Below are 26,880 nucleotides of genomic sequence, written 5' to 3'. Positions count from 1 at the left end.
GTCGACTGGTCCCCGGGAGGAATTGCAAGTCATGGCTACTGAGACGTTCGAGTTCCAGGTGGAAGCGCGTCAGCTGCTGCAGATGATGATCCATTCGATCTACTCGAACAAGGACGTCTTCCTGCGCGAGCTGGTGTCCAACGCCTCCGATGCACTGGACAAGTTGCGCCTCGAGGCACTGCGGGACGAGGTGCTCGGCGCGGACGTGTCCGATCTGCACATCGTCATCGAGACCGACCCCGAGACCCGCACCCTGACGGTGCGGGACAACGGCATCGGCATGTCGCACGACGAGGTCGTCAACCTCATCGGGACCATCGCCAACTCCGGTACCGCCGCGTTCCTGCGCGAGCTGAAGGAGAGCAAGGAGACGGCCAACGCCGAGACCCTCATCGGCCAGTTCGGGGTCGGGTTCTACTCCAGCTTCATGGTGGCCGACGAGGTCGAGCTGCTGACCCGGCGCGCCGGCCAGAGCCACGGCACCCGCTGGACGTCGAGCGGCGAGGGGACCTACACGATCGAGACGGTCGAGGAGGCGCCGCAGGGCACCTCGGTCACGCTTCACCTCAAGCCCGTGGACACCGACGACGGGATGCACGACTACACGTCCCGCCGGCAGATCCGGGAGATCGTCAAGCGCTACTCGGACTTCATCACCTGGCCGGTCCGGATGGCCGCCGAGCCCACCCCGGACGCTGAGGAGGCGGACGACGCCGCCCCCGGCGAGCCGGAGACGCTCAACTCCATGAAGGCGCTCTGGGCGCGTTCGCGGGACGAGGTCTCCGACGCCGAGTACCACGAGCTGTACAAGCACATCAGCCACGACTGGATGGATCCGCTGGAGACCATCCGCCTCCAGGCGGAGGGGACCTTCGAGTACCAGGCCCTCCTGTTCATCCCCTCGCACGCGCCGCACGACCTGTTCACCCAGGGCTACCAGCGCGGGGTCCAGCTCTACGTCAAGCGCGTCTTCATCATGGACGACTGCGAGGCGCTGCTGCCCAGCTACCTGCGCTTCGTCAAGGGCGTCGTCGACGCGCAGGACCTGTCGCTCAACGTGTCGCGCGAAATCCTCCAGCAGGACCGCCAGATCCAGATGATGTACCGCCGCCTGGCGAAGAAGGTGCTGTCCGGCGTCAGGGACATGATGACCGCCGCCCCCGAGCGCTACGCCACCTTCTGGCGGGAGTTCGGCCGTGTCGTCAAGGAGGGGCTGCTCAGCGACTTCGAGAACCGCGACGCCATCCTCGCCCTCTCCTCGTTCGAGTCGACGCACGACGCGGACGCGACGACCACGCTGAAGAGTTACGTCGAGCGCATGAAGGACGGGCAGGAGCACATCTTCTACCTGACCGGCGAGACCCGGCAGGCCGTCGAGAACTCCCCGCACATGGAGGCGTTCCGGGCCAAGGGCATCGAGGTGCTGCTGCTGACCGACCCGGTCGACGAGGTCTGGGTCGGTGCCGTCCCCGACTTCGACGGCAGGCAGCTGCGCTCCATCGCCAAGGGCGAGGTCGATCTCGGCACCGACGAGGAGAAGAAGCAGGCCGAGACCGAGCGGGAGAAGCAGCAGCAGGAGTACGCCGGGCTGCTCACCCTGCTGACCGACCGGCTGGGCGAGCAGGTCAAGGAGGTCCGGCTGTCCTCACGGCTGACCGTCTCGCCCGCCTGCGTCGTCTCGGACACCCACGACGTGAGCCCGGCCCTGGAGAGCATGTACCGCGCGATGGGCCAGGAGGTGCCCCGGGTCAAGCGCATCCTCGAACTCAACGCCGAGCACCCGCTGGTCGCCGGCCTCAACAAGGCGCACGGCGCCGGCGGCGACGAGACCGCCGTCGTCGAGACCGGTGAACTCCTCTACGGCATGGCGCTGCTGGCCGAGGGCGGCGAGCTGAGCGACGCCGCACGGTTCATCAAGCTGATGGCGGACCGCCTGGAGCGCAGCCTGTAGGCGCGAGCGGCCTTCGGCCTCGACCGCGTCAGCCCAGTGCGCGGTCGAGGTTGAAGGCAGCGCTGATCAGCGAGAGGTGGGTGAACGCCTGGGGGAAGTTGCCGAGTTGTTCGCCGGTCGGGCCGATCTCCTCGGCGTACAGACCGAGGTGGTTGGCGTAGGTGAGCATCTTCTCGAAGGCGAGCCGGGCCTCCTCCAGCCGGCCTGCGCGGGCCAGCGCCTCGACGTACCAGAACGAGCAGATGGAGAAGGTGCCCTCGGGGCCGTGCAGGCCGTCGGGGCTGGCGGTCGGGTCGTAGCGGTACACCAGCGAGTCGGAGACCAGGTCCGCGGTGAGCGCGTCCAGGGTGGAGAGCCACTTGGGGTCGGTGGGCGAGACGAACTTGGCCATCGGCATCATCAGCAGCGAGGCGTCCAGGGCGTCGTCGTCCAGGGCCTGGACGAAGGCGCCCCGCTCGGTCGACCAGCCGCGGTCCATGATCTGCCGGTAGATCGCGTCACGGGACTGCCGCCAGCGGGGCAGATCGGCCGGCAGGCCGCGGCGGTTCGCCATCCGGATGGCCCGCTCCAGCGCCACCCAGCACATCAGCCGCGAGTACACGAAGTCCCTGCGGCCCGCGCGGGTCTCCCAGATCCCCTCGTCGGGCTGGTCCCAGTGATCGCAGAGCCAGTCCGCCACCGCGCCGACCTCGTCCCAGCGGGCGCTGCTGATCGGCCGCCCCCACTTGTCGTACAGGTAGATCGAGTCGATCAGGGCACCGTAGATGTCCAGCTGGAGCTGGTGGGTGGCGGCGTTGCCGACCCGGACCGGCGCGGAGCCGAGGTAGCCCTCCAGGTGCGACAGCTCGTACTCGGGCAGCTCGCTGCGCCCGTCGATGCCGTACATGATCTGCAACGGGCCGGTCGCGCCGGTGCCGCGCATGATGCCGCGCTCGCCGAGGAACCCCATGAACGCCTCGGCCTCCGAGGTGAACCCCAGGCGCAGCATGGCATAGACGCAGAAGGCGGCGTCGCGGACCCAGACGTACCGGTAGTCCCAGTTGCGCTCGCCGCCGATCTGCTCGGGCAGGCTGGTGGTCGGTGCGGCGACGATCGCTCCCGTCGGCGCGTAGGTGAGCAGTTTCAGCAGCAGCGCCGAGCGGTGCACCATCTCCCGCCACCGCCCGTGGTAGCGCGAGCCGGCCAGCCAGCGGCGCCAGAACCGGACGGTCGCATCGGCCTGCTCCTGCGCCTCGGCGCGCGGGCACGACCGGGCCGGGACGCCGTCGCCGAGCTGGTCGAGGGCGAACACGTTGGACTCGCCCTCGAGGAGCTTGAAGTGCGACCACACGTCCAGGCCGTCGCACTCCAGGGGCGCGGTGGCACTCAGCGCGAGCGTCAGTGACGGGGAGCGGAACACCGCCTGGCGGCCTTCGAGGTGCGCGGTGTGCGCTTCGGCGCCGTAGCCGAAGCGCGGGGCGATCCGCGCCCGGAACGGGAGGGCCCCGCGGACGCAGACCACCCGGCGGATCAGCCGGTGCCGGGACCCCTCGCGCGACTCGTCGACCACCGGCATGAAGTCCTGGATCTCCGCCACCCCGTCCGCGGCGAAGAACCGCGTGATCAGGACGTTGGTGTCCGGGAAGTAGAACTGCCTGGTGCGGGTCGGCACGTCGGCGGCCAGTTCGAACGAGCCGCCGCGATCGGCATCGAGGATGGCCCCGAAGACGCTGGGCGCGTCGAAGCGCGGGCAGCAGTACCAGTCGATGGTGCCGTTCGTTCCGACCAGCGCGGTCGTTCGAAGATCGCCGATCAGGCCGTGTTCGGAGATCGGTATGTAGCGGCAGCTGTCTGCCTGCTCGAAACCAGTCGTGTCGGACGCCATGCCGGCCTCCTGCCGCTGCGGCGCGAGCCTCGGGATAGGGCCTTGCTTTTCATGCTAGATCGGTGGGCCCGGACTGACCTGCCCCTGACGGACCGTCCGACATGCGACCCCGTCACCGACCACCTACGGTGCGTGCTGAGGGGGCGACCAACCCGAAAGGTGAATCTCCATGGCAGGGAAGTTCGAGCTCTACACCGACGAGAGCGGCATGCACCGGTTCCGACTCAAGGCCAGCAACGGTGCCGTCGTCGTGGTCGGCGACGCGCACGAAACCAAGGAGCAGTTGCTGAAGAACATCGAGTCGCTGCGCAAGCTCGCGCCGTACGCGGAGGTCCGCGAGGCGGCGGCCGCTCAGGGCTGAGCCGGACGGACGGTGGGGAGCGGTCGGCCGACTGCTCCCCACCACGCTGACCGCTTCCGGTGCCGGTCTAAGCTCGCGGAATGCGGATCAAAATCATCGACGCGTTCACCGAACGCCCCTTCGCCGGGAACCCGGCGGCCGTCTGCCTGCTCGAAGGGCCCGACTGGCCGGCCGAGCGGTGGATGCGTCAGGTGGCCCGCGAGATGAACCTCTCGGAGACCGCGTTCGTCCGGCCGCTGTCGGGCGAGGAGGCCGCCCGGGCCGGGGCCGAGTGGGCGCTGCGCTGGTTCACCCCCGTCACCGAGGTCCCGCTCTGCGGCCACGGCACCCTGGCCACCGCGCACGCGCTGCGCACCGAGGGCCTCGCCGACGGCGGGCTGGTCCGGTTCAGCACGCTCAGCGGAGTACTGACCGCCGACACCCAGTCCGACGGCACGATCTGCCTGGACTTCCCCAGCGCGACGCTGAACGCCATCGAGATCCCCGCCGACCTGGAGGAGGCGCTGGGCGCGCGGGTGGCCGGCTGCTGGACCACCGGACCGCTGAACGTGCTGCTGGTGCTGCTGCGCAGCGAGCACTCGGTGCGCGGACTCTCCCCCGACCTGGCCGCCGTCACCCGCCAGGACGCCCGCGGCGTCGTGGTCACCGCCCCCGCCGAGGACCCCTCGGACGGCTACGACTTCGTCTCCCGCTACTTCGCCCCCGCCGCAGGGGTGGCCGAGGACCCGGTCACCGGCAGCGCCCACACCGCGCTCGCCCCCTTCTGGGCCGACCGGCTCGAACGCCCGGCGCACCCGGACGGCGTGCTCACCGGCTATCAGGCCTCCCCGCGCGGCGGCCTGATCCGCTGCGAGCTGCGCGCGGACCGCGTGCTGCTCTCCGGCCACGCCGTCACCGTGGTGGACGGGACGCTGCACAGCACCCCGTGAGCCGGTCGGGCACCGTCAGCCGGTCGGCAGCCAGCTGACGTGCCCGGCCAGCAGCACGTAGCCGACGAAGGCCACCGTGTCGATCAGCGCGTGCGCCACCACCAGCGGCATCACCCGTCCCCAGCGGCGGTACAGCAGGCAGAAGACGGCACCCATCACCATGTTGCCGACCAGGCCGCCGACGCCCTGGTAGAGGTGGTACGAACCGCGCAGCACCGAGCTCGCGGCCAGCGTGGCGGGCCACCCCCAGCCGCGCTGGCCGAGCCGGCGCACGACGTAGCCGAGGACGATCACCTCCTCCAGCACCGCGTTCTGGCAGGCCGAGGCGATCAGCACCGGGATCCGCCACCAGACGTCCGGCAGGCCGGAGGGGACGACGGTGAGGTTGAACCCGGCCGCGCGCGACCCCAGGTAGAGCGCAAGCCCCGAGCCGCCGATCGCCGCGGCCACCATCGCCCCGCGCCCGAGATCGGAGAGCTTGCGGCGCAGGTCGAAGCCGAGTACCCGCAGCGAGCTGCCCTCGCGCACCAGCAGGTAGCCGACCAGCACCACCGGCATCAGGCCGCGTCCGATGTAGTACAGCTGCCAGGCCAGGTCGATCCACGGCCGGCCGGGCGCGAGCGAGGAGTTGAGCGGCGCGATCTGCTGACCGAGTGCGACCTTCCTGGTCACCGAGTCGACGAAGCTGATCACGGCGCCGATCCCGCTGGCACCGAGCGAGAGTCCGAGGACGATCAGCAGCTCCGCCCCGAGCAGCGCGCGGGTGAGGGGCGGGGACGGCTGGGAGTCCGCGGGGTGCTCGGTCGGTGCGATCGTCATGGCCGATGATCCTGCCATAGGACGATGAAGCAGCCCGCGCGGCGGCTCTCAGGCGACCGGCCAGCTGTGCACGGGCTCACCCGTGCGCATGTACTCCATGTACCGGCGCGTCATGGTGGCCAGCGCGGCGGTGCGGTCCATCCCGTAGCGCTCGCGCAGCTGGTGCACGGTGGCGGCCTGCCAGGACGCGCCGTTGGTGCGGCGCAGGCAGCGCTGCTCGATGATGCCGAGGTAGCGGTCCCGGTCGGCGGGCTGCACGCCCCACTCGTCCAGGCCCTGGTGGGCCAGCGGCAGCAGCTCGCCGAGCACCAGGTCGACCACCGGCACCTCGGCCGGTGCGCCGCGCCCCGCGCGTCCCTGCTTCGGCCAGGCCAGCACGGCATCGATGCCGTAGCGGGCGGCGGTGTCGAAGTTGCGTTCCGCCCGTTCGAACGGCAGCCGGTTCCAGACCGGCCGGGGCTGCTTGCCCAGCGCGCGGACCAGTCCGTAGTAGAAGGCGGCGTTGGCCAGCGTGTCGGCGACCGTGGGTCCGGCCGGCAGGCAGCGGTTCTCCACCCGCAGGTGCGCCACCCCGTCGGCAACGTCGTAGACCGGGCGGTTCCAGCGGTAGATAGTGCCGTTGTGCAGCCGCAGCTCCCCCAGCCGCGGGACACCGCCGGAGGCCAGCACCTTGATCGGGTCCTCGTCGTCGCAGATCGGCAGCAGCGCCGGGAAGTAGCGCAGGTTCTCCGCGAAGAGCTCCAGCGCGCTGTCCACCCAGCGCTCGCCGAACCAGGTGATCGGGCGCACGCCCTGCGCCTTGAGCTCCGCCGAACGGGTGTCGCAGGCCTGCTGGAAGAGCACCGGACGGGTCTCGCGCCACAGCTCCCGGCCGAACAGGAAGGGCGAGTTCGCCCCCAGCGCGACCTGGACGGCGGAGATCGCCTGCGCCGCGTTCCAGACCGAGGCGAACCGGTCCGGGGTGACCTGCAGGTGCAGCTGCAACGAGGTCGCCGCGGCCTCGGCCACCATCGACACGGAGTCCAGCACCAGGTGCTCGACCCCCTCGATATCCAGCGCGATGTCCTCGCCGCGGGCGGCCATGATCTGGTCGCTGAGCAGGCTGTACCGGTTGTTGTGCGACATCGCGTCCAGGCCGGTGTGCTCGACGCCCAGCGTCGGCAGCACGCCCACCATGACGATCCGGGCCCCGGCCTCGGCGGCCTGCCGGTCGGCGTAGCGCAGCCCGGTGTCGATCTCCTCGCGCAGCTCCTCGAAGACGTGCCCGGTCAGCCGGTGCGGCGCGATGTTGACCTCGATGTTGAACTGCCCCAGCTCGGTCTGGAAGTCGCTGGAACCGATCGCCGAGAGCACCTGGTCGTTGCGCATCACCGGTAAGCCGTGCTCGTCGGCCAGATTTAGCTCTATCTCCAGGCCCATCAGGGCCTTCGGACGATCGAAGCGGCCCTCCCTGAGCATCCGATCCAGTGCTTCCAGACAGGACTGCAGCTTGCGTCGGTACTGCTGCCGGTCCGACAGGTCCGCACGGCTCGCGACGACCTTCTCCCCCATGGGTGTGCCCTCCTCGGCCGGATCCACCGTGCATCCTTCATGCCCACCCGGAAGATCGATACCCGTTGCGGTTGAATGCCGTGCGACACACGATCTCTGACGATCCGTCAGCTGTTCTTCGACTTGCCGGGCCCCACAGAAGGTGATAAACAGGTCACCCTGCGCACTTGTTCGAGTAGACTCCGCGCTGCAAGCCGATCCGGCCCCGAGCCGGCCCGGCTCCCCTGCGTGCCGCGGAGTCCACTCCCGCGCCCAGCCACGCGATCACGCCCAACCGGACCCGGCCTTGTCGCGCCACGCCGGTATGCCGCATTCGCACGCCGATCTCGCACGGAGAGGCGACCCGCCATGACCCTGCAAACGCCCCAGCCCCCGCCCAGTGCCCTGCGTGCCGTTCTGGCCGCGCTGACCTCCGACGCCGCCCTGCGCCAGTCGGGGGCCGGACCGCTGCGCAGTCCCACCGGCCCCCTGCTGCCGGCCCACCCCCTGGCCGTGCATCAGCTGCCGCCCGGCGGCGGCGGTAGTACGCGCGCGCTGGCCGCGGCGCCGCGCACGGGCTGGCGGTTCCTGATCAAGCACGGCGGCGAGGTGGTGGCGGCGGCCGAGGTGGTGCGGGCGGCGGAGGGCCACACCTTCTCGCACTTCGCGGCGGGCCCCTATCTCGACTCCACCGTCCAAGTGCTCGCGCAGGCCTGGCAGCTGGCCCATCCGCTGCGCTCGCGGCACCAGCCGCGACTGCTGTCGATGCCGGGCCACTACGCCACCGCGCTCTGGCTGCACTGCACCGAGACCGACACCGACGCGGACGGCGACCTGCTGATCCCGCTGGCACCGGCCCCGCTGGGCGTCACCGCCCACCGCGCCTACCCCGCCGCCGAGCTCCTCGGCCTGCTCGCCCGACCCACCACGGGCACCACCAGGAGCACCGCCACGAGCACGATCTCGGCACCGCTGGCCGCGGTCCCGGCCTTCTGAGGGCCGGACACCCCCGGACGGACTACCTCCCCCCACCCGGTCGGGTCACCGACCGGGTGACCCGTTCGGCACCGGACGCCGCCCGGGGACATCTGAATGGGTGATCTCTGCCTCGGAGTTGTGGCGCAAGTCACCAAACTGCTGCGGGGCGGCCGCTGGACGCCGACACTGGGAACCAGCGTGGAAGGACCCCCTGTCCTACCCACAGAAGTGCCGACTCACACCTGGGCCGGCCGGACAGGATCCGATCATCGGCACGACGCCTCGGCCCACGGGCCGCGGGGCCGCTGCGGGGGCGAGGATCGCGAGCAGAGCGAGGTACGAAGATGTGCCAGCACCGACCTGAGTGCCCGTCGGCCGAATCCGCCGACCGGGAAGCGGCCGTCCCGGTCGCCCGCCACCCCGAGCAGGGCTGGAGCCTGCTCTGCAACGGCGTCCTGCTCTTCGAGGACACCGGCGAGTTGCTGCCGGACGGCCGGGTGATCGCACCGCACCGCGCGTTGGTCATCGCCGCCTGAGCCCGCCTGAGCCCGTCGGGACGCCTCGGGGGAGGACGGCCGGAGGCCCGGCAGCGGATCCACTCCGCTGCCGGGCCTCCGTCATGCCGTCGCCTGGATCAGGCGTCGTACTCGTCCATCGGCGGGCAGGAGCAGACCAGGTTGCGGTCGCCGTACGCGCCGTCGATCCGGCTCACCGGCGGCCAGTACTTGTCCGCCGGGTTCACACCCGCGGGGAAGACCGCCTCGGCGCGCGAGTAGCTGTGCGCCCAGTCGCCGGCCAGCGCGGCGGCGGTGTGCGGGGCGTGGTGCAGCGGGTTGTCCACCGCGTCCCAGTCACCGCTGCCGACCTTCTCGATCTCCGCGCGAATCTCGATCATCGCGGCGCAGAACCGGTCGATCTCGTGCAGGTCCTCGGACTCGGTGGGCTCGATCATCAGCGTGCCGGCCACCGGGAAGGACATCGTCGGCGCGTGGAAACCGTAGTCGATCAGGCGCTTGGCGATGTCGTCCACGGTCACGCCGGTCGCCTTGGTGAGCGGGCGCAGGTCGATGATGCACTCGTGCGCGACCAGTCCGCCGGGGCCGGTGTAGAGCACCGGGAAGGACGGGGCGAGCCGCTTGGCGATGTAGTTGGCGTTCAGCACGGCGACCTGGGTCGCGTGCTTGAGACCCTCGCCGCCCATCAGCCGGACGTACGCCCAGGAGATCGGCAGGATCGCCGCCGAGCCCCACGGCGCGGCCGAGATCGGGCCGACGCCGGTGGCCGGGCCCGCCTCGCTCTGCAGCGGGTGGTTGGGCAGGTACGGCGCGAGGTGCGAGCGCACCGCGACCGGGCCGACGCCCGGGCCGCCGCCGCCGTGCGGGATGCAGAAGGTCTTGTGCAGGTTCAGGTGCGAGACGTCCGCGCCGAACTTGCCCGGCTTGGCGAGGCCGACCAGCGCGTTCAGGTTGGCGCCGTCCACGTAGACCTGGCCGCCGGCCTCGTGCACCAGGGCGCAGATGTCGGTGATCTGGGTCTCGAACACGCCGTGGGTGGACGGGTAGGTGACCATCAGCACCGAGAGCTGGTCGCGGTGCTGCTCGATCTTGGCCGTCAGGTCCTCGACGTCCACGTCGCCGTCGGTCAGCGTCTTGACCACGACCACCCGCATGCCGGCCATCGCGGCGGAGGCCGCGTTGGTGCCGTGCGCCGAGGCCGGGATCAGGCAGACGTCACGCTGGGTGTCGCCGTTGGCGTGGTGGTAGGCGCGCACCGCCAGCAGGCCGGCCAGCTCGCCCTGCGAACCGGCGTTCGGCTGGATCGAGACGGCGTCGTAGCCGGTCACCTCGACCAGCTGCTGCTCCAGCTGGCGGATCAGGGTCAGGTAGCCCTGCGCCTGCTCGATCGGGGCGAAGGGGTGCAGCTGGCCGAACTCCGGCCAGGTGACCGCCTCCATCTCGGTGGTGGCGTTGAGCTTCATGGTGCACGAGCCCAGCGGGATCATGCCGCGGTCCAGCGCGTAGTCCCGGTCCGAGAGGCGGCGCAGGTAGCGCAGCATCGCGGTCTCCGACCGGTGGCTGTGGAAGACCGGGTGGGTCAGGTACTCGTCCTCGCGCAGCAGCGCGGCGGGCAGCACGTCGGCGGTCTCGTCGACCTCGGCGCCGATCACGCCGAACGCGGTCCAGACGACGTCCAGGTGCTCGCGGGTGGTGGTCTCGTCGCAGGAGATCGAGACCAGGTCCGCGCCGTCCTGGTAGAGGTTGACGCCGGCCTCGCGGGCGGCGGCCACCACCTCGGCGGCGCGGCCCGGGACGCGGGCGGTGACGGTGTCGAAGAACTCGCCGTGCAGCAGCTCGACGCCGCCGGCCCGCAGGCCGGCCGCGAGGGCGGCGGCGTAGCGGTGGGTGCGGCGGGCGATGTCGGCCAGGCCGTCCGGGCCGTGGTAGACCGCGTACATCGAGGCCATCACGGCGAGCAGCACCTGGGCGGTGCAGATGTTGCTGGTGGCCTTCTCGCGGCGGATGTGCTGCTCGCGGGTCTGCAGGGCCAGCCGGTAGGCGCGGTTGCCGTCGGCGTCGACCGAGACGCCGACCAGGCGGCCGGGCAGGTTGCGGGCGTACTCGGAGCGCACGGCCAGGTAGCCGGCGTGCGGGCCGCCGAAGCCCATCGGGACGCCGAAGCGCTGCGAGGTGCCGCAGGCGATGTCGGCGCCCAGCGAGCCGGGGGACTTCAGCAGGGTGAGCGCGAGCAGGTCGGCGGCGACCGCGACGACCGCGCCCAGGCCGTGGGCCTGCTCGATCACGGCGGTCAGGTCGCGCACCGCGCCCGAGGCGCCGGGGTACTGGAGCAGCACGCCGAAGACGCCGCGCTCGGCGATCTCGGCCGGGATGCCCTCGGACAGGTCGGCGACGACGACCTCGACACCGGTCGGCTCCGCGCGGGTCTGGATCACCGCGACGGTCTGCGGCAGCGCGTCGGCGTCGACCAGGAAGACGCCGCCCTTGACCTTGGTGACGCGGCGGGCCAGCGCCATCGCCTCGGCGGCCGCGGTGCCCTCGTCCAGCAGCGAGGAGCCGGAGGTCGGCAGCCCGGTGAGGTCGGAGACCACGGTCTGGAAGTTGAGCAGCGCCTCCAGGCGGCCCTGCGAGATCTCCGGCTGGTACGGCGTGTAGGCCGTGTACCAGGACGGGTTCTCCATGACGTTGCGCAGGATCACCGGCGGGGTGAACGTGCCGTAGTAGCCCAGGCCGATCATCGGCGTGAGCACCTGGTTGTGGGCGGCCAGCTCGCGCAGTTCGGCGAGCACCTGGGCCTCGCTGCGGCCGGCGGGGAGGTCCAGGGCGGTGATGCTGCGGATGGCCTCGGGCACGGCGGCGGCGGAGAGGTCGTCGAGCGAGCTGTAGCCCACGTGCGCCAGCATCTTCGCCTGCGCGGCGCTGTCGGGGCCGATGTGGCGGGACTCGAACGGGCTGGCCAGTTCGAGCTCGGTGAGCGTCGCGGAGCTGTGGGGGCGACCGGCGGTCGGCTGCTGGGCATTCATGGTGGTCGAGGCCTCCTGGTCACGGACCGGCGGGGGCACGCACGCCGATAGGCCTCGCCGCTGCGCACAGCGGATCAACCCTGGGACGGACGAGCCCGACAGGCCTCCCCCTCTGTCATCGGGACCTGAGAGCTTCGCCCGCGCGGGGCAGTCGCCCCGTCGGCTTGCACCGTCGGTGAGGGTGGTGCCGTCGGCTCCCTCGCCGGCGGTCCTGCCCTGCTTTCCAGAGTGACCTATCCCACACGGTACGGATGCCTGAGAGATTCCGGGGAGGAGTTGCTCCTTCGGCGCCCCGATCCCCCCATTTCGAGGGGCGAGGACTCTCCCGAGCGGGTTCGGCGGTCGCGCCCAGGGTACCAGCGGAGACCCGTTCGATCACCGGGCAGGTGAGCGATCACACTCCCCCGAACAGCGCAGTCCACGCCCGGACGGCGGCGCTCCGCTCGCCGCTGTCCGGTTCGTGCCTTTTGGTGTGAACGGAGGCCGCAGCAGCCCACAGGAGGAACAGCGTGCAGACCGACATCGACCCCCGAGACCTGATCGGGCACAAGGCCGTCGACCGCAACGGCGACAAGATCGGCACGGTGGACGAGGTCTACCTCGACGACGCGACCGGCGAGCCGGAGTGGGCCGCCGTGCGGACCGGGATCTTCGGGCGGGACGCCTTCGTCCCGCTGACGACCAGCGAGTTCTCCGGCGAGGAGCTGCGGGTCCCGTACGACAAGTCGCTGATCAAGGACTCTCCCGACTTCGGCGTGGGCCAGCACCTCTCGCCCGCCCAGGAGCTCCAGCTCTACCGCTACTACGGCCTGGACTCCCCCGGTGCCGCCCGCCCGGCGGCCGGCGACTCGGCGATGCACGGGCGCAAGCCCGAGGATCTCGACTTCGGCTCGGTCCCCGCCGCCTCGCCCGCCCCGGCCCAGATGGCGGCCCCGATGGCCGCGTCGGCCGCCGCGGCCACAGTGGCCCGCCCGCTGGCGAACGCCACCTCGACCTCCACCGCCACCTCGGTCGCTCCCCCGCAGCCCAGCAGTGCCCCGGTCGTCGCGCCGACCACGGTGGGCCTGGACAAGCCGGTCGGTACGAGCACCACCCGGGCGACCACCCCGGACCCGGTGCACGCGGCCGCCCCCAAGGCCGCCGCCGCCCACGGCCAGGCCACCATGCCGCCGCCCGGCCCGGTCGAGCTGACGCTGCGCGAGGAGCGGCTGGAGATCACCAACGAGTGGCACGTGATCGGGACCGCCCGGCTGCGCAAGTACGTGGTGACCGAGGCGGTGGAGCGCCGGGTCCCGGTGGTCCGCGAGCGGGTCCGGGTGGAGCGGGTGCCGGTCGGCGAGGCCGAGATGGCCGCCCTGTCCGAGCAGGAGATCGCCGAGGCGGTCGAGGAGGTGACGCTGCACGAGGAGCGTCCGACCGTCCGCAAGTACGTCGCGTCGATGGAGCGGGTGCGGCTGATGGTCGAGCGGTACACCGAGGAAGAGGTGGTCCGCGACGAGCTGCGGCGCGAGCAGGTGGAGATCCACGACGGCACCGCCACCTAGCACCGCCGACCGACAGCAGCACGGCCCGGACCTGCACCGTCAGGTCCGGGCCGCGGTGCGTTCAAAAGATTCAGCCATCGATATTTGACATCATGAAACACTTCTCGGCATGGTTACTTCAGTTCATTGACTTTCACCAGCTTCAAGCAGCTTGCTCGAAGCGCATGCACTGGAGGATTCACCGTGAGTGAGGCACCACAGCCCACCGCGACGGCCGAGAAGCAGAGCAGCTCCCGGGTCCTGCCCGCCCTGGTGCTGGCGATGCTGGCGTTCAGCGTGGTGCAGACGGCGGTCGTTCCGATCCTGCCGTCGCTGGCTCAGGAGCTGAACGTCCACGGCTCCACCATCACCTGGCTGATGACGGCCAACCTGCTCTCCGCCGCCGTCCTCACCCCGCTGCTCGGCCGCTTCGGCGACCTGCGCGGCCGCAAGCCGATGCTGCTCATCTCGCTCAGCGGCCTGGTGCTCGGCTCCGGCCTCGCCGTGAGCACGCACTCCTTCACCTGGCTCGTGGTCGCCCGCGTGCTCCAGGGCGCCGGCGGTGGCGTGCTGCCGCTGGCCATCAGCATCGTCCGCGACGAGCTGCCCAAGGAGAAGGTCACCGGCGGCGTCGCCGCGATCAGCGCCAGCATGGGCGTCGGCAGCGGTCTCGGCCTGGTGGCCACCGGCCTGCTGCTGGAGCACTGGAACTACAAGTCCATCTTCTGGATGGGCCTGATCTTCGGTCTGATCGCACTCGCCCTGGTCGCCCTGCGCGTCCCCAAGGACCCGGTGGTCGACAAGGCCGGCGGCGCCGACCCGCTCGGCGCGATCACCCTGGCCGGCTGGCTCTCCGCGCTGCTGATCGCCGTCAGCCAGGGCAACGAGTGGGGCTGGACCTCCAACAAGACGCTGGGCCTGTTCGCCGTGGCCGCCGTGATCGCCCTGGTCTGGGGCATCATCGAGACCCGGGTCAGCCACCCGCTGGTCGACATGAAGATGATGGCCCGCCCGGCCGTCGCCTTCACCAACATCTCCGGCCTGCTCATCGGCTTCGGGATGTACGGCTCGTTCCTGGTGATCAGCAACTTCACCCAGACGCCCGAGAAGCTCGCGCACTACGGCTTCACCGCCACTGTGCTGCACGCCGGCGTGATGCTGCTGCCCTCCGCCCTCGGCTCGATGGTCGCCGCCCCGCTCGGCGCGCTGCTGATCGCCCGGCGCGGTCCGCGTCTGCCGCTGGTGCTCGGTGGTGTGTTCGGCTCGGCCTCGATGATCTTCCTGGCCCTCCAGCACAGCCAGCAGTGGAACATCTACCTCGCCTCGGCGGTCTTCGGCCTCGGCGTGGGCATGGCCTACGCCGCGATGCCGGCCTACATCAACGGCGCCGTCCCGGCCGAGCAGAGCGGCATCGCCAACGGCATGAACGCGGTGCTGCGCACCGTCGGTGGCGCCATCGGCACCGCCGTGATGGGCGCGATCCTGACCGGCGACACCATCAAGCTGCCGCCGCCGATCGCGGCGATGGTCAAGGTGCAGATCCCGACCCTGGACGCCTACAAGCACGCCTACTGGGTCGCCGCGGTCGTCTGCCTGGTCGCCGCCGCCGTCCCGTTCGCGATCCGCCAGATCCGCCCGGCCGCCACCGCGACCGCGGGTCAGGACACCAGCCCCGAGCTGGCCAAGACCGGCGCCTGACGAGGCGCCCTCCCTCGCCGACCAAGGGATCGGGCGGCGAGGGGAACCCGGCGGCGGCCCGCGAGGGCATCGAGGGCCACCGCCGGACCTAGAGCCTGTGTCTAATCCTGCGCCGGGCCCGCGACGCCCGGCACGGCACCTCGCCGCGTTGGCGAAACGCCCAAGTAGCTCCGCTACGAGGGCGCCCCGCCGCCTTGCGATGCACCGCACCAGACGCCGCGGTCTGATCCGACGCAGGATTAGGCACAGGCTCTTCACACTGCGGCGCCACCCGAACTCCCGGGTGGCGCCGCAGTGCTGTGCACTACCTCAGCGCGGCGGGCGCAGCGGCAGCGGGTCGGACGGCTCCAGCTGCGGATCGTCCACCAGGAACGTCCGCACCCGGCCCGGCGGACTGTCCGGCGTCTCGAAGCGCACGGTCACCCGGCCCACGCCGCTGCCCTGCACCCAGCCGGGTCCGTACCCCTCGTGCGTGACGTCCTGGCCGGGCAGCCAGATCCGCCGCTCGGGCGCCGCCTCGAAGGGCATCGCCGCGGTCACCGGTTCGTCCTCGGGCGACTCCCCCTCGCCCCCGTCACTCTCATCCTCCGCTTCGGCCGCCTCGGCCGCCGCCTGGGCGAAGAGGTCCTCCTGGGTGAACTCCGCGAGCTGGGAGACCCCGACCCCCAGCAGCCGGATCCCGCCCGTGATCTCGACCTGGGCGAGCAGCCGGCGCGCCGTGTCGACGATCACCCGCTCGTCGTCGGTCGGCCCGCGCAGCGTCTCGGAACGGGTCAGCGTGCTGAAGTCGAAGCGGCGCACCTTGACCACCACCGTGCGCCCCGAGCGCCCCGCAGCCCTGAGCCGGTGCACGCAGCGGACGGCGAGCACGTCGAGTTCGTGCTGCACCACACCGCGGTCGGCCAGGTCGACGGCGAAGGTGTCCTCCACCGAGATCGACTTGGCGTCCCGGTCCGGCACCACCGGACGGTCGTCCACCCCGCGCGCCATCAGCGAGACCCCGACGCCGTGCGCCCGGCCGAGCAGTTGCACCAGCTCCTTCTCCGGCAGCTCGGCGATGTCGGAGACGGTGTTCAGCCCGACCCGGCGCAGCGCCTGCTCGGTGGCCGGGCCCACGCCGGGCAGCGCCCGGACCGACATCGGGCCGAGCACCGTTCGCTCCTGCCCCGGCGTCACCAGCACCAGGCCGTCCGGCTTGGCCTGCTCCGAGGCGATCTTGGCCATCAGCTTGGAGCCGGCCGCCCCGACCGAGGCGGTCAACCCGGTGTGCTTCTGAATGTCGGCCCGTAGATCCTGGGCGATCGCCTGGATCAGCTCGGCTCCCTCACCCGGCGCCGCCGCCTCCAGCGCGGGGCCGAACGGGCCGGCCTCCAGGTCCACGTACGCCTCGTCCACGCTGAGCTGCTCGACCAGCGGCGAGAGCTCGCGGACCATCGCCATCACCTGCTCGCTCAGGCTGCGGTAGGCGACGAACCGTGGCACCAGGTAGGCCGCGTTCGGGCAGAGCCGACGTGCGGTGGCCATCGCCATCGCGGAGTGCACCCCGAAGACCCGCGCCTCGTAGCTGCAGGTGGAGACCACGCCCCGGCCGCCGAGCCCGCCCACGATCACCGGCTTGCCGCGCAGGCTCGGCTTGGCCGCCTGCTCCACCGAGGCGAAGAAGGCGTCCATGTCGAGGTGGATGATGCTCGGCAGAGTCCGCACGACCCGATCCTCCCGCACGGGTACGACACACCGACTCAGCTGGGCCGCGCCGCGTCCGCCAGTGCCAGCGCGACACCCGGCTCCGGCCTGCCGAGCAGCGCCGGGTCGGGGTGCAACAGCGCGTCCAGCGCGGCCTCGCCGGCCCCCGGGATCTCTCGCAGGTTGCCGTAGTACCAGGTGGCGTCGTGCGGCTCGGCCGCCCCGACGGCGTAGGAGTCGATCCCCGCCGCCCGGCAGTCCGCCAGCGCGCGCCGGACGTGGTAGTCCTGGCTGACCAGCACCGCGTGCTGGACGCCGAAGATCCGCCGGGCCCGGGTGCAGGAGTCCCAGGTGTCGAAGCCCGCGTCGTCACGCACCACCCGCGCCGCGGGAACCCCGTGGGCCACCAGGTAGTCGTCCATCACACCCGGCTCGTCGTAGTCGGGCCGGCTGTTGTCGCCGGTCACCAGGATCGCCTGCACCTTGTACGCCCGGTAGAGCTCCAGGGCGGTGTCCAGCCGGTGCGCCAGGTAGTCGGAGGGCACCCCGTTCACCTCGCCGGCGCCGAACACCACGGCCACCGGCTCGGCCGGCACGTCCGCGACGGTCCGGATCCGCTCCTGCTGGGTGCCGAAGAGCCAGGCGGTCGGCGCCAGCGCCACCGCGCAGAACAGCACCACCGCCTGGAACGCCCGCCGCTGCCTGCGCCGTCCGGCTACGAAGCGTGCCAGGGCCCGCATGCGTCCTCCCCCGAGGATCCCGATGATCCACTCATCGGCCCGGACGACGCCGAAGCCCCGAGCGGTTCCCGCCCGGGGCCTGCCGCCGGCCTGTCGCCGACCTTGAGGACCGCTCAGACCGCGCGGTTGCGCCGCTGCGCCAGCTCGTCCGCCGGGTCGTGGCCGACCAGCGTCTCGCCGGTGTCGGTCCGCTCGGCGTGCAGCCGGCCCAGCGTGCCGTCCAGTTCCTGCCAGACCGCGCCGACCGCGATGCCGAAGACGCCCTGACCGCCCTTCAGCAGATCCACCACCTGCTGCGGCGAGGTGCACTCGTAGACCGTCGCCCCGTCACTCATCAAGGTCAGCCCGGCGAGGTCCGTGAGCTCGCTGGAGCGCAGATGGGTGACGGCCACTCGGATGTTCTGCAGCGAGACGCCGGTGTCCAGCAGACGCTTGACGATCTTGAGGACCAGGATGTCGCGGAAGCTGTAGAGCCGCTGCGCGCCCACCGGCCCGGCCGTCCGGACGCTCGGCTCCAGCAGGCCGGTCCGCGCCCAGTAGTCCAGCTGACGGTAGGTGATGCCGGCGGCCGCGCAGGCCGTCGGGCCGCGGTAGCCGAGCAGCGCGGAGGACGGCGGGATCCGCTCGATCGCGGGCTGGCCGGCCTGGACCGCCGGGAACCGGCCGACCCGCGGCAGCTCGGCCGCCGCGTCGGGCTCCGGCTGGTCCCAGGAACGGCCGGACCACGTACGGCTGCCGCGCGGCATGTGGAGGGCGCACGGGCCTCCCACGGCCGCCTCATCGCCGGTGCTGCTCATGCCAACCTCCGTCCACTCGTCTTCGCCCGCACGGGAGCGCATCCCGGTGGGCCACCCCTGACGGTAGGCAGTCGTCCGAGACGCGTCAACGATCGCCACGCCGAGCCGACGAAACCGTGTCACTCCGGAGAGTGGTTTCGCGTGCCCCCAGTGTGGGTAGGACCGAACATTTTGGCAAAACAACCGATCGAAGTAGACCTATTGGGCGTTGCCGCCGAAGTCCTCCGGCGAGACCTGGTCGAGGAACTCGCGGAACTTCTCCACCTCGTCCTCCTGCTCGTCCGGGATGGCGATGCCCGCCTCGGCGAGCACCTCCTCGGCGCCGTAGATCGGCGTGCCGGTACGCAGCGCCAGCGCTATCGCGTCGGAAGGGCGGGCGCTCACCTCCACACCACCGGTGAACACCAGCTCGGCGTAGAAGACACCCTCCCGCAGGTCGGTGATCCGCACCTCGGTGAGCTGCTGCCCAAGCGCCTCCAGCACGTCCTTGAACAGGTCGTGCGTCAGCGGCCGCACCGGTGTCATGCCCTGTTGGGCGAAGGCGATCGCGGTCGCCTCGCCAGGGCCGATCCAAATCGGCAGATACCGATCACCCCCCACTTCGCGCAGCAGGACGATCGGCTGGTTGGAGGGCATCTCCACCCGGACACCTACAACGTCGAGCTCATTCACAAGGCAACCCTATGGCCCCACAACCGGATATGAAAGCGCGGCCCTCCCCGACGCGGCCTGCCGGGGCCTGTGCGCAACCGTTCGGGGCGTCCACGGCGTGCTGCTTCTACTGCGGCCGGACCCTGAGCCCGGCCTGCACCATGGTGGCGTGCAGGCGCACGGCGAGAGTGGCCAGCTCGCGCGCGGTGGTCTCGGCGTGCGCCCGGGTCTGCGGGTTGCGGTGGCGGCGCAGCGGGGCGACCACCTGGTCCACCAGGGCGATCTCGCGCTCCGCCGCGGCCTTCACCTGCCGCAGATGGCGCGGTTCGAGGCCGAAGCGGCCGAGCTCGGCGACCAGCCGGGCGATCTGCAGGGTCTCCGCGTCGTATCCGCCGTCCGGGCCCGCGACCACCAGGCCGTAGGACTCCCACTCGACCAGGTCGCGCTCCTGCGCGCCGGCCGCGGCCAGCAGCTCGGCCCGGCCGAGCCGGACGCCGGAGGGCGATACGGCGGCGGCGACCAACTCGCGGTCCGCCTCCTCCAGCGGTCCGGGCCGTGCCTCCGCCACCGGCAGCGCCGGTGGCGCCTCGCCGCGTTCGATCGCGTCCAGATGCTCGCGGATCACGCGCAGCGGCAGGTAGTGGTCGCGCTGCATGCGCAGCACGTAGGCCAGCCGCTCGACGTCCGAGGGCCCGAACTTCCGGTACCCGGACGGGGTGCGCTGCGGCTCGACGAGGCCCTCGGCCTCCAGGAAGCGGATCTTGGAAATGGTGACTTCGGGGAAGTCGTCCCGCAGGAAGGCGAGCACCGCCCCGATGCTCAGGAGTTCCTGGCTCCGGCGATCTCCGGGCCGCCGCAGCGGTCCGCCGGGCTGCCTGGGAGAGGTCACGGTCTGATGCGCGGTCACTCGGGCTCTCCTGCCGACGTCGTGGTGAGGGACCCCCGCCTTCAGTGCGACCGGACTGCGGTCCGGGCCCTCCCGGGCCCGGACCGTACCCAGGTTCTAGTACCGGTGCGGACCCGCGAAGAAGACCAGGCGGTACTTCCCGATCTGCACCTCGTCACCGTTGTTCAGACCGACCTCGTCGATCCGCTCACGGTTGACGTACGTCCCGTTCAGGCTGCCGACGTCGGCCACCGAGAAGCCACCCGGCTGGCGGCGGAACTCCACGTGCCGGCGCGAGACGGTGACGTCGTCGAGGAAGATGTCGCCCTGCGGGTGCCGGCCCGCCGTGGTGATGTCCGCGTCCAGCAGGAAGCGGCTGCCCGAGTTCGGGCCGCGCTGCACGATCAGCAGGGCGGAGCCCGGCGGAAGCGCGTCGATCGCGGCCAGTACCTCGGACGAGAGCGCCGGAGTGGCACCCGTGCCCGTGGCGTGCGGGTCGTACGACTCGAGACCGGAGATCGAGATGGTCGACGTGGTCTCGGCCGGCAGCTCCGGGGCACCGGGGCTGCGCAGCGGCGATCCGCAGTTGTTGCAAAACCTGGCCGAGGCCGGGTTCTGGCTGCCGCACCGAACGCAGACGATCGGGCCGGTCATGTTCGCAGCCTCCTGGCGCGGCAGTCCCCCAGGGACATGCCCGGCGTAGGGATCCGGGGCAAACCCTCCACCAGAGGTTGAGGGTCCTGACTGGAAACCTATGCGCGGCGAACCCGAAGGGTCAACCGACGCGCCGTAGCCGCCGTCGCGGAAGAGCGGGCGCTCGCCGGCCGGCTGGTAGTCGTCCTGCGGCGCGCCCCGCATGCCCGGCACCGTACCGGGGTCCTCCTCGTCCCGGCGGTGGCGCGCGGTGGGCATCTCCACCGCCGCGGCACGGCGGTTCTTGCGACCGAACAGCTTCGAGAACAGACTCACGGGCGAATCCCCTTGCGTGAAACAGACCCGCCCGCGGGGCAGGGTGAGAACCTCGGACAGGCTGCGGGCCCGGCGTCGAGCCGGGGCTGCGAAAGTGGTACAGGACAGTGTGGCCGACGCACTCGGTGCGCTCCGCACCGGGGGCCACTCGCAGGTGAGAGGCCATGGGGCCGACGGAGTGTCAGCCGAAACAGGCGGGCTGTCACTTCGCCGCCGGCTTGCCGTACTGCGGCGGCCGGGGCACGGCAAGTGCGTCCACGGTCACCTTCTGCTGCTCGGTGATCGACGTGCCCACCTGCTCCCGCTCCAGGGTGCGCACGATGCCGCCGGGGATGTTCAGTGCCGGCGTCAGATCCTGCGCGTTGCCGATCACCGTGAAGCGGTAGGGCTGTGCCACGCCCTTGCCGTCGATCTGGACGCCGCCTGACGGCACGTCGGTGAAGTAGGTGTCGGCCACCACACGGACATCGTTGATCTGAATCGCCTCCGCCCCCGCTGCTCGGAGTTCCTGCAGGGTGTCCAGCAGCATATCTGCCTTGACCTGCCCCTGCGGGTCATCGACCGTCAGTACGATCCCCGGTCCGGTCGCCTTCACCGTACCCGCCAGCACGCCCAGCTCCGCCGCCTTCTGCCGGGTCTGCTGCTGCGCCTCCTTCGCCTGGTTCGAGCTGTTCTCCAACTGGGCGTAGGACTGGTCGAGTTGGGTCTTCTCCTGCTGGAGGCGCTGCTGGCGGCTGTCCAGCTCGTCCAGGATCCGGACCAGGTCGTCCTGGCGGGCGCCGCGCAGCGCGCTGTGATCATTGGTCGAACGGACCTGGATGGCCAGGCCGAGGCCGAGCGAGAAGAGCAGCAGCGCGACCACCAGCTGCCCGCGCGAGGCCCGCGGCGGCCAGAGCGCGGCCCGCAGCCGGCGACGGCCGTCGGAGGACCGGACGACGGGCTCAGGCCCGGGCTCCGGCTCCGCTTCGAGCTCCAGCGCGAGCTCAGGCTCAGCTTCCGGCTCCGGCTCGGCTTCGGGCACCGCCGCGGACTCGCCCTCGACTGCCTCTTCGGGCAGATCTTCGGGCACGTCCTCGGAAACGGCAGGGGTCTCGGGTTCCGGCAGCTCGCGCGCCTCGTCGTCCCGGTCCATCGGATCCTTCGTCATCTGCGAAAACCCCGGACTCAGGCGCGGAACACATGGCGCCGGATGGCCGCCGCGTTCGAGAAGATCCGGATGCCCAGCACCACGACCACCCCGGTCGACAGCTGCGACCCCACACCCAGCTGGTCGCCCAGGAAGACGATCAGCGCGGCCACCACGACGTTGGAGAGGAAGGAGACCACGAAGACCTTGTCGTCGAACGTCCCGTCCAGCATCGCCCGCACCCCGCCGAACACCGCGTCCAGCGCGGCCACCACGGCGATCGGCAGGTAGGGGACGACGGCGCTCGGCACCTCCGGCTGGACGAAGAGCCCTACGACGACGCCGGCCACGAGGCCCAGTACGGCGATCACGGTGTTGATGCTCCTGTCGAAGAAGGGCCGGGGGAGGCGGACGGCGAGGCGGTGTCGGGCTGGGCCAGGCGCAACGTGAAGCCCACCGCGGCCGGCAGGTCCAGCGAGTGCTGGGCTGCGACGGTGTACCTGATCCCGTAGCTGGTCTGCAGGATCCGCAGGTACTGGCCGCCCGCACCGCTCTGGAAGTCCGAGCTCAGCTGCTTGGAGTCGCCGATGGCGAGCACGGTGTAGGGCGGTACCAGCGGCCGGTTGTCCACCAGGATGGCGTCCCCGGCCGCGCGTATCGCGGAGAGCGCGGTCAGTCGCTGCCCGTTGATCGAGACCGCCTCCGCCCGGGCCTGCCACAGCCCGTTGACGATGAGCTGAAGGTCCCGGTCGTGCAGCCGTCCGCCGCTGAAGCCGTCGGAGGTACGAGGGTTGACCGCACTGCCGTCGTCGGTGCCCGCCGCGTCGTCGACCACCAGCTTGACGCCCGGCCCGTGCAGCGCTCCGGTGCCGACCGCGCCCGCGAGGTCCGCCAGCCCGCCGTCCCCGCCGGCCGACCGCAGAGCCCGCTGCTGGGCCTGGTCGACCTGGGTGCGCAGCGACTCCACCTGGCGCTGCAGCTTGTCGGCGGCCGCAGTCTCGTCGGTGACCCGCTGCGCGAGCGCGTCACGCTCCTTGGCGAGCGTCGGGGCCGCCTCGTTGGCGTTGACCGCGCTGACGGTCACCACCCCGGTCACCAGCGCCAGGCCCAGCGCGAGCACCAGCCGCCCCTTGGTGGACCCCGGCATCCGGCTGCTGCCCACGGCGCCGCGGGCTCGGGCGGCCTCGGCGTAGCCCTCGTCCAGGCTGTGGTCCATCACGTTGGTCAGCAAGGACATCGAGGCGTCCGGACGGCGGAATCGTCCGTCCCGGTCGCTCGGTGGTCGCGTCGCTGGCATGCCGAACATCGTCCCATGGCCCCGGAAGCGCCCGTGAACAGCCCCCGAACAGAGCAAGATCCCCCGGGGTTCCCGGCCTCGGGGGATCTTGCTGTGCGCGGTCAGAACACCTAGCGGCCGGCGCCGTTCACCACGGTCGCCCACTCGTCCAGCAGGCCCTGGGTCGCCTCGTCGTCCGGCCCCTCGGCCCACAGGTGGGTGATCGCCTCCGCCGGGTCGGGCAGCACCAGCGTCCAGCGCCCGTCGGGCTCGACCACCCGGACGCCGTCCGTGGTGTCCAGCCGCCGGTTCCCGGCCGCCTCGACCACCGAGCGCATCACCATGCCCTTGGCCGCCCACGGCGTCGCGATGTCGCGCCGCTGCATGTGGGCGTGCGGGATCCGGGCGTCGATCTGGCTCAGCGTGAGCTGCGTACGCGCCACCAGCCCGACCAGCCGGACGAAGGCCGCCGCGCCGTCCAGCAGGCCGCTGAACTCCGGGACGACGAAGCCGCCACGCCCGTCACCGCCGAAGATCGTCTCCTCGGCCGCGGCCGCCTTGGCCAGGTCGTCCGGCGAGGTGGACGTCCAGCAGACCTGGGTGCCGTGGTACGCAGCCACCTGCTCGGCGATCCGCGTCGTGGTCACCGGCAGCGCCACCTGACCGCTGCGGCGTTCGGCCGCCACCAGGTCGAGCAGCACCAGCAGCGCCCGGTCGTCGTCGATCACCCGACCGAGCTCGTCCACGAAGGACACCCGCTCCCCGACCGGGTCGAAGCGCACCCCGAACGCGGCCCTGGAGGACGCCACCAGAGCGCCCAGCCTGGCCAGCCCGGCCCGCCGCTCCTCGGCGTCCTCGGTCGGCCTGGCCTCGTCCAGGCCACCGCTGACCGTCAGCGCCTCCACACCCAGGCGTCCCAAGATGCTCGGCAGCACCAGGCCGGCGCTGCCGTGCGCGGTGTCCACCACCACCTTGAGCCCGGCCTCCCGCACCCCGGTGGTGTCGATCGCCCGCAACAGGTTGCCGGCGTAGGAGTCGAACACGCTGGACGGGAACGTCAGGTCGCCGATCTCACCGGGGAAGGCCCGGCGGTACTCCTGGCGTGCGTAGACCCGGTCGAGCTTGCGCTGCCCGGCCTGCGAGAGGTCCGCGCCGCGCTCGTCGAAGAAGAGGATGTCGAGGGAGTCCGGCACCCCTGGCGTGGTCCGCAGGAAGATGCCGCCCGCGCTCCCCCGCGCGGTGTGCTGCCGGGCCACCGGCAGCGGGACGTTCTCCAGGTCCCGGACGTCGATCGCGCTGGTCTGCAGCGCCGAGATCATCGCCCGTTTGAGCGCACGGGCACCTCGCGAGTGGTCACGCGCAATGGTGACGGTGGCACCCTTCTTGAGCGTGGTCGCGTACGCGCCGGCCAGCCGCACGGCCAGCTCCGGGGTGATCTCGACGTTGAGGATCCCGGACACCCCGCGGGCACCGAAGAGGTGCTCCTGCCCCCGGGACTCCCAGATCACCGAGGTGTTGACGAAGGCGCCGGCCTCGATGGTCTTGAACGGGTAGACCCGGACGCCTCCGGCGATGATCGACTCCTCGCCGATCAGGCACTCATCGCCGATCACGGCGCCGTCCTCGATCCGGGCCGCACGCATCACGTCGGTGTTCTTGCCGACCACGCAGCCGCGCAGATTGGTCTGCGGGCCGATGTAGACGTTGTCGTGGATCACCGCCTTGTGCAGGAAGGCACCGCGCTTGACGACCACGTTGCTGCCCAGCACGGTGTGTTCACGCAGCTCGACGCCGGCCTCGACCTTCGCGTAGTCGCCGATGTAGAGCGGACCGCGCAGGATCGCCTCCGGATCGACCTCGGCACCCTCGGCGACCCAGACCCCCGGCGAGATCTCGAAGCCGTCCAGCTCGACCTCGACCTTGCCGTCGAGCACGTCCGCCTGGGCCTTGCCGTAGCTCTCGTGCGTACCGACGTCCTCCCAGTAGCCCTCGGCGACATACCCGAAGACCGGCTTGCCCTCCTTGAGCAGCTGCGGGAAGACGTCACTCGACCAGTCGACCGACTGCCCGGCGGCCACGTAGTCGAAGACCTCGGGCTCCATGACGTAGATGCCGGTGTTCACCGTGTCGGAGAAGACCTGACCCCAGGTGGGCTTCTCCAGGAAGCGCTCCACCCGACCCTCGTCGTCGACGATCGTGATACCGAATTCCAACGGATCGGGAACGCGGGTGAGACAGACGGTGACCAGCGCGCCCTTGCGCCGGTGAAAAGCGATCAACTCGGAAAGATCGAAATCGGTGAGCGCGTCCCCGGAGATCACCAGAAAAGAGTCGTCCCGTAGGGCGTCCTCGGCGTTCTTGACACTGCCGGCGGTGCCGAGCGGGACCTCCTCGTTGGCGTAGGTGAGGTTCATCCCCAGGTCCTCACCGTCACCGAAGTAGTTCTTGACCAGCGAGGCCAGGAACTGGACGGTCACGACGGTGTCGGTGAGGCCGTGCCGCTTGAGCAGTCTGAGCACGTGCTCCATGATCGGCCTATTGGCGACGGGCAGGAGCGGCTTCGGCATACTCGAAGTCATCGGGCGGAGACGAGTTCCCTCGCCTCCTGCCATCACAACGGCTTTCATTGCGGGTGCGTCCTCCTTCGCGGCAATGGACTCGTCGTCCATCAAACCGTTCCAGGACTCCTCTACCCGGCAGAAATGATCCGACGCGCGGATGGACGATTTAACTCTCGGCCTTGATGATCTGCCGCGCCTGGACGGCATAGAGGATCCCGGCCCACCAGTAGAGAACGGTTCCCCACCAGATGAAGGCCCAGCTGACGGCCGCGGTCGTGGTGTGGAACCAGCCGTCACCCTGCCCCAGCAACAGAAGCGGAAAGGCGTACATCAGATTGAAGGTGGCCGCCTTGCCGAGAAAAGTGACCTGCAGCGGGCCGTAGTCGTGCCGACGCAGGATCAGGAGCACGCCGAGGACGAACGCCTCACGGGCCACCAGGATCGTGGTCACCCACCAGGGCAGGATCTCCCGCCACGTCAGCCCCACCAGGGTGGAGACGACGTAGAGCCGGTCCGCCGCCGGATCCAGGAGCTGGCCGAGCCGGCTGACCTGACCCCACCTCCGGGCGAGCTTCCCGTCGAGGTAGTCGCTGACCCCACTGGCCATCAGAATCGCCACAGCCCAACCATCGTGGTTGGGCCCGCCGAACTGCGGCCAGAGGATCAGCCAGAGGAACACGGGAACGCCGACCAGGCGGGCCATGCTCAGCAGGTTGGGGATGGTGAGGACGCGGTCGGTCTGGACGCGCGTCTCCTGGACCTCCACCCGGGGGGCCTCCTGTCCGGTACGACGACGGTGCTGGGCCGACTTTACCCGGCCGCTGCCGATACGAGCGACAGCCGCAAGCCTCGATTGCGACCGTACAACGCAGGTAACCCCCATCCGCTGGGCGGATGGGGGTTACCTGGAATGATTGTTCGGCGGCGTCCTACTCTCCCACAGGGTCCCCCCTGCAGTACCATCGGCGCTGTGAGGCTTAGCTTCCGGGTTCGGAATGTA

At 71.0% G+C, this 26,880-nt stretch carries 22 protein-coding genes, 1 rRNA gene and 1 riboswitch; of the genes, 7 read left to right on the top strand and 16 right to left on the bottom strand.

The annotated features are described in order from the left end of the window. The first annotated feature begins 31 nt into the window (after positions 1-31). The gene (gene htpG / locus P3T37_RS12905) at positions 32-1,951 is read left to right on the top strand and encodes a molecular chaperone HtpG (RefSeq protein ID WP_280723700.1); all 1,920 of its coding nucleotides are present in this window, start codon (positions 32-34) and stop codon (positions 1,949-1,951) included. Between the two features lie 28 nt (positions 1,952-1,979). Here the strand turns inward: htpG and P3T37_RS12900 are convergent, their stop codons facing one another. Next, on the bottom strand, positions 1,980-3,815 hold the full coding sequence (locus P3T37_RS12900) for a glycoside hydrolase family 15 protein (RefSeq protein ID WP_280723699.1): 1,836 nt from the start codon (positions 3,813-3,815) through the stop codon (positions 1,980-1,982). Between the two features lie 169 nt (positions 3,816-3,984). On the opposite strand from P3T37_RS12900, the gene P3T37_RS12895 reads away from it, so the two are divergent. Continuing rightward, positions 3,985-4,176: a DUF1508 domain-containing protein gene (locus tag P3T37_RS12895; RefSeq protein ID WP_035792462.1), complete on the top strand. Its 192-nt coding sequence runs from the start codon at positions 3,985-3,987 to the stop codon at positions 4,174-4,176. 80 nt (positions 4,177-4,256) lie between these two features. Further along, entirely contained in the window at positions 4,257-5,105 is an 849-nt protein-coding gene (locus tag P3T37_RS12890; protein ID WP_280723697.1) for a PhzF family phenazine biosynthesis protein, read from the top strand. A gap of 15 nt (positions 5,106-5,120) precedes the next feature. Here P3T37_RS12890 and P3T37_RS12885 read toward each other — a convergent pair whose 3' ends face one another. Both P3T37_RS12885 and P3T37_RS12880 read right to left on the bottom strand, forming a co-directional pair. After that, on the bottom strand, positions 5,121-5,924 hold the full coding sequence (locus P3T37_RS12885) for a type II CAAX endopeptidase family protein (protein ID WP_280723696.1): 804 nt from the start codon (positions 5,922-5,924) through the stop codon (positions 5,121-5,123). Between the two features lie 48 nt (positions 5,925-5,972). Further along, complete coding sequence (locus tag P3T37_RS12880) at positions 5,973-7,475, bottom strand: glutamate-cysteine ligase family protein (protein WP_280723695.1); 1,503 nt, start codon at positions 7,473-7,475, stop codon at positions 5,973-5,975. A 348-nt stretch (positions 7,476-7,823) separates the two neighbouring features. On the opposite strand from P3T37_RS12880, the gene P3T37_RS12875 reads away from it, so the two are divergent. Both P3T37_RS12875 and P3T37_RS12870 read left to right on the top strand, forming a co-directional pair. After that, positions 7,824-8,450: a hypothetical protein gene (locus P3T37_RS12875; protein ID WP_280723694.1), complete on the top strand. Its 627-nt coding sequence runs from the start codon at positions 7,824-7,826 to the stop codon at positions 8,448-8,450. A 326-nt stretch (positions 8,451-8,776) separates the two neighbouring features. Further along, on the top strand, positions 8,777-8,968 hold the full coding sequence (locus P3T37_RS12870; protein WP_280723693.1) for a DUF5999 family protein: 192 nt from the start codon (positions 8,777-8,779) through the stop codon (positions 8,966-8,968). Positions 8,969-9,066: 98 nt separating this feature from the next. Here the strand turns inward: P3T37_RS12870 and gcvP are convergent, their stop codons facing one another. Then, positions 9,067-11,970 carry an aminomethyl-transferring glycine dehydrogenase gene (gene gcvP / locus P3T37_RS12865; protein ID WP_280723692.1) on the bottom strand — a complete coding sequence of 968 codons (2,904 nt, stop codon included), beginning with the start codon at positions 11,968-11,970 and terminating at the stop codon, positions 9,067-9,069. A gap of 233 nt (positions 11,971-12,203) precedes the next feature. Then, a riboswitch (glycine riboswitch) is annotated at positions 12,204-12,308 on the bottom strand. A 171-nt stretch (positions 12,309-12,479) separates the two neighbouring features. Here gcvP and P3T37_RS12860 point away from each other — a divergent pair. Together P3T37_RS12860 and P3T37_RS12855 are read left to right on the top strand one after the other, a co-directional pair. Further along, positions 12,480-13,514 (top strand): PRC and DUF2382 domain-containing protein, encoded by a 1,035-nt coding sequence (locus P3T37_RS12860; protein ID WP_280723691.1) that lies wholly within the window; start codon positions 12,480-12,482, stop codon positions 13,512-13,514. A gap of 183 nt (positions 13,515-13,697) precedes the next feature. Beyond that, positions 13,698-15,191 (top strand): MFS transporter, encoded by a 1,494-nt coding sequence (locus P3T37_RS12855; RefSeq protein WP_280723690.1) that lies wholly within the window; start codon positions 13,698-13,700, stop codon positions 15,189-15,191. A 309-nt stretch (positions 15,192-15,500) separates the two neighbouring features. Here the strand turns inward: P3T37_RS12855 and P3T37_RS12850 are convergent, their stop codons facing one another. The 12 genes from P3T37_RS12850 to rrf all read right to left on the bottom strand — a co-directional run. Further along, entirely contained in the window at positions 15,501-16,895 is a 1,395-nt protein-coding gene (locus tag P3T37_RS12850; RefSeq protein WP_280723689.1) for a DNA polymerase IV, read from the bottom strand. Between the two features lie 35 nt (positions 16,896-16,930). Further along, positions 16,931-17,614 carry an ElyC/SanA/YdcF family protein gene (locus P3T37_RS12845; protein ID WP_280723688.1) on the bottom strand — a complete coding sequence of 228 codons (684 nt, stop codon included), beginning with the start codon at positions 17,612-17,614 and terminating at the stop codon, positions 16,931-16,933. A 113-nt stretch (positions 17,615-17,727) separates the two neighbouring features. Beyond that, positions 17,728-18,411, bottom strand: a complete 684-nt coding sequence (locus tag P3T37_RS12840; RefSeq protein WP_280723687.1) for a MerR family transcriptional regulator — start codon at positions 18,409-18,411, stop codon at positions 17,728-17,730. A gap of 198 nt (positions 18,412-18,609) precedes the next feature. Then, entirely contained in the window at positions 18,610-19,083 is a 474-nt protein-coding gene (locus P3T37_RS12835; RefSeq protein ID WP_035792482.1) for a bifunctional nuclease family protein, read from the bottom strand. 106 nt (positions 19,084-19,189) lie between these two features. Next, positions 19,190-19,921, bottom strand: a complete 732-nt coding sequence (locus P3T37_RS12830; RefSeq protein WP_280723910.1) for a MerR family transcriptional regulator — start codon at positions 19,919-19,921, stop codon at positions 19,190-19,192. 144 nt (positions 19,922-20,065) lie between these two features. Beyond that, positions 20,066-20,917 (bottom strand): FHA domain-containing protein, encoded by an 852-nt coding sequence (locus tag P3T37_RS12825; protein WP_348533237.1) that lies wholly within the window; start codon positions 20,915-20,917, stop codon positions 20,066-20,068. A gap of 202 nt (positions 20,918-21,119) precedes the next feature. Then, on the bottom strand, positions 21,120-22,064 hold the full coding sequence (locus tag P3T37_RS12820) for a DUF881 domain-containing protein (RefSeq protein ID WP_280723686.1): 945 nt from the start codon (positions 22,062-22,064) through the stop codon (positions 21,120-21,122). Between the two features lie 17 nt (positions 22,065-22,081). After that, a complete protein-coding gene (locus tag P3T37_RS12815) occupies positions 22,082-22,414 on the bottom strand; it encodes a small basic family protein (protein ID WP_280723685.1) in 333 nt (110 codons plus the stop codon). Beyond that, positions 22,411-23,340: a DUF881 domain-containing protein gene (locus tag P3T37_RS12810; RefSeq protein WP_280723684.1), complete on the bottom strand. Its 930-nt coding sequence runs from the start codon at positions 23,338-23,340 to the stop codon at positions 22,411-22,413. Before P3T37_RS12810 ends, P3T37_RS12815 begins: the two co-directional genes overlap by 4 nt. 110 nt (positions 23,341-23,450) lie before the next feature. After that, the gene (locus tag P3T37_RS12805) at positions 23,451-25,946 is read right to left on the bottom strand and encodes a mannose-1-phosphate guanyltransferase (RefSeq protein ID WP_280723683.1); all 2,496 of its coding nucleotides are present in this window, start codon (positions 25,944-25,946) and stop codon (positions 23,451-23,453) included. A 100-nt stretch (positions 25,947-26,046) separates the two neighbouring features. Further along, complete coding sequence (locus tag P3T37_RS12800; RefSeq protein WP_280723682.1) at positions 26,047-26,646, bottom strand: CDP-alcohol phosphatidyltransferase family protein; 600 nt, start codon at positions 26,644-26,646, stop codon at positions 26,047-26,049. Between the two features lie 150 nt (positions 26,647-26,796). Next, a 5S ribosomal RNA gene (gene rrf, locus P3T37_RS12795) occupies positions 26,797-26,880 on the bottom strand; the annotation flags it as partial.

Source organism: Kitasatospora sp. MAA4 (assembly GCF_029893355.1).
Taxonomy (GTDB): Bacteria; Actinomycetota; Actinomycetes; order Streptomycetales; family Streptomycetaceae; genus Kitasatospora.
Note: the sequence above shows the minus strand (reverse complement) of the source record. Positions and strands in the feature narration are given on the sequence as shown.

Excerpts from the sequence above, each read along its gene's own strand:
- htpG (WP_280723700.1), top strand. The coding sequence starts at position 32 with ATGGCTACTGAGACGTTCGAGTTCCAGGTGGAAGCGCGTCAGCTGCTG.
- P3T37_RS12900 (WP_280723699.1), bottom strand. The coding sequence starts at position 3,815 with ATGGCGTCCGACACGACTGGTTTCGAGCAGGCAGACAGCTGCCGCTAC.
- P3T37_RS12895 (WP_035792462.1), top strand. The coding sequence starts at position 3,985 with ATGGCAGGGAAGTTCGAGCTCTACACCGACGAGAGCGGCATGCACCGG.
- P3T37_RS12890 (WP_280723697.1), top strand. The coding sequence starts at position 4,257 with ATGCGGATCAAAATCATCGACGCGTTCACCGAACGCCCCTTCGCCGGG.
- P3T37_RS12885 (WP_280723696.1), bottom strand. The coding sequence starts at position 5,924 with ATGACGATCGCACCGACCGAGCACCCCGCGGACTCCCAGCCGTCCCCG.
- P3T37_RS12880 (WP_280723695.1), bottom strand. The coding sequence starts at position 7,475 with ATGGGGGAGAAGGTCGTCGCGAGCCGTGCGGACCTGTCGGACCGGCAG.
- P3T37_RS12875 (WP_280723694.1), top strand. The coding sequence starts at position 7,824 with ATGACCCTGCAAACGCCCCAGCCCCCGCCCAGTGCCCTGCGTGCCGTT.
- P3T37_RS12870 (WP_280723693.1), top strand. The coding sequence starts at position 8,777 with ATGTGCCAGCACCGACCTGAGTGCCCGTCGGCCGAATCCGCCGACCGG.
- gcvP (WP_280723692.1), bottom strand. The coding sequence starts at position 11,970 with ATGAATGCCCAGCAGCCGACCGCCGGTCGCCCCCACAGCTCCGCGACG.
- P3T37_RS12845 (WP_280723688.1), bottom strand. The coding sequence starts at position 17,614 with ATGCGGGCCCTGGCACGCTTCGTAGCCGGACGGCGCAGGCAGCGGCGG.
- P3T37_RS12840 (WP_280723687.1), bottom strand. The coding sequence starts at position 18,411 with ATGAGCAGCACCGGCGATGAGGCGGCCGTGGGAGGCCCGTGCGCCCTC.
- P3T37_RS12820 (WP_280723686.1), bottom strand. The coding sequence starts at position 22,064 with ATGACGAAGGATCCGATGGACCGGGACGACGAGGCGCGCGAGCTGCCG.
- P3T37_RS12810 (WP_280723684.1), bottom strand. The coding sequence starts at position 23,340 with ATGCCAGCGACGCGACCACCGAGCGACCGGGACGGACGATTCCGCCGT.
- P3T37_RS12805 (WP_280723683.1), bottom strand. The coding sequence starts at position 25,946 with ATGAAAGCCGTTGTGATGGCAGGAGGCGAGGGAACTCGTCTCCGCCCG.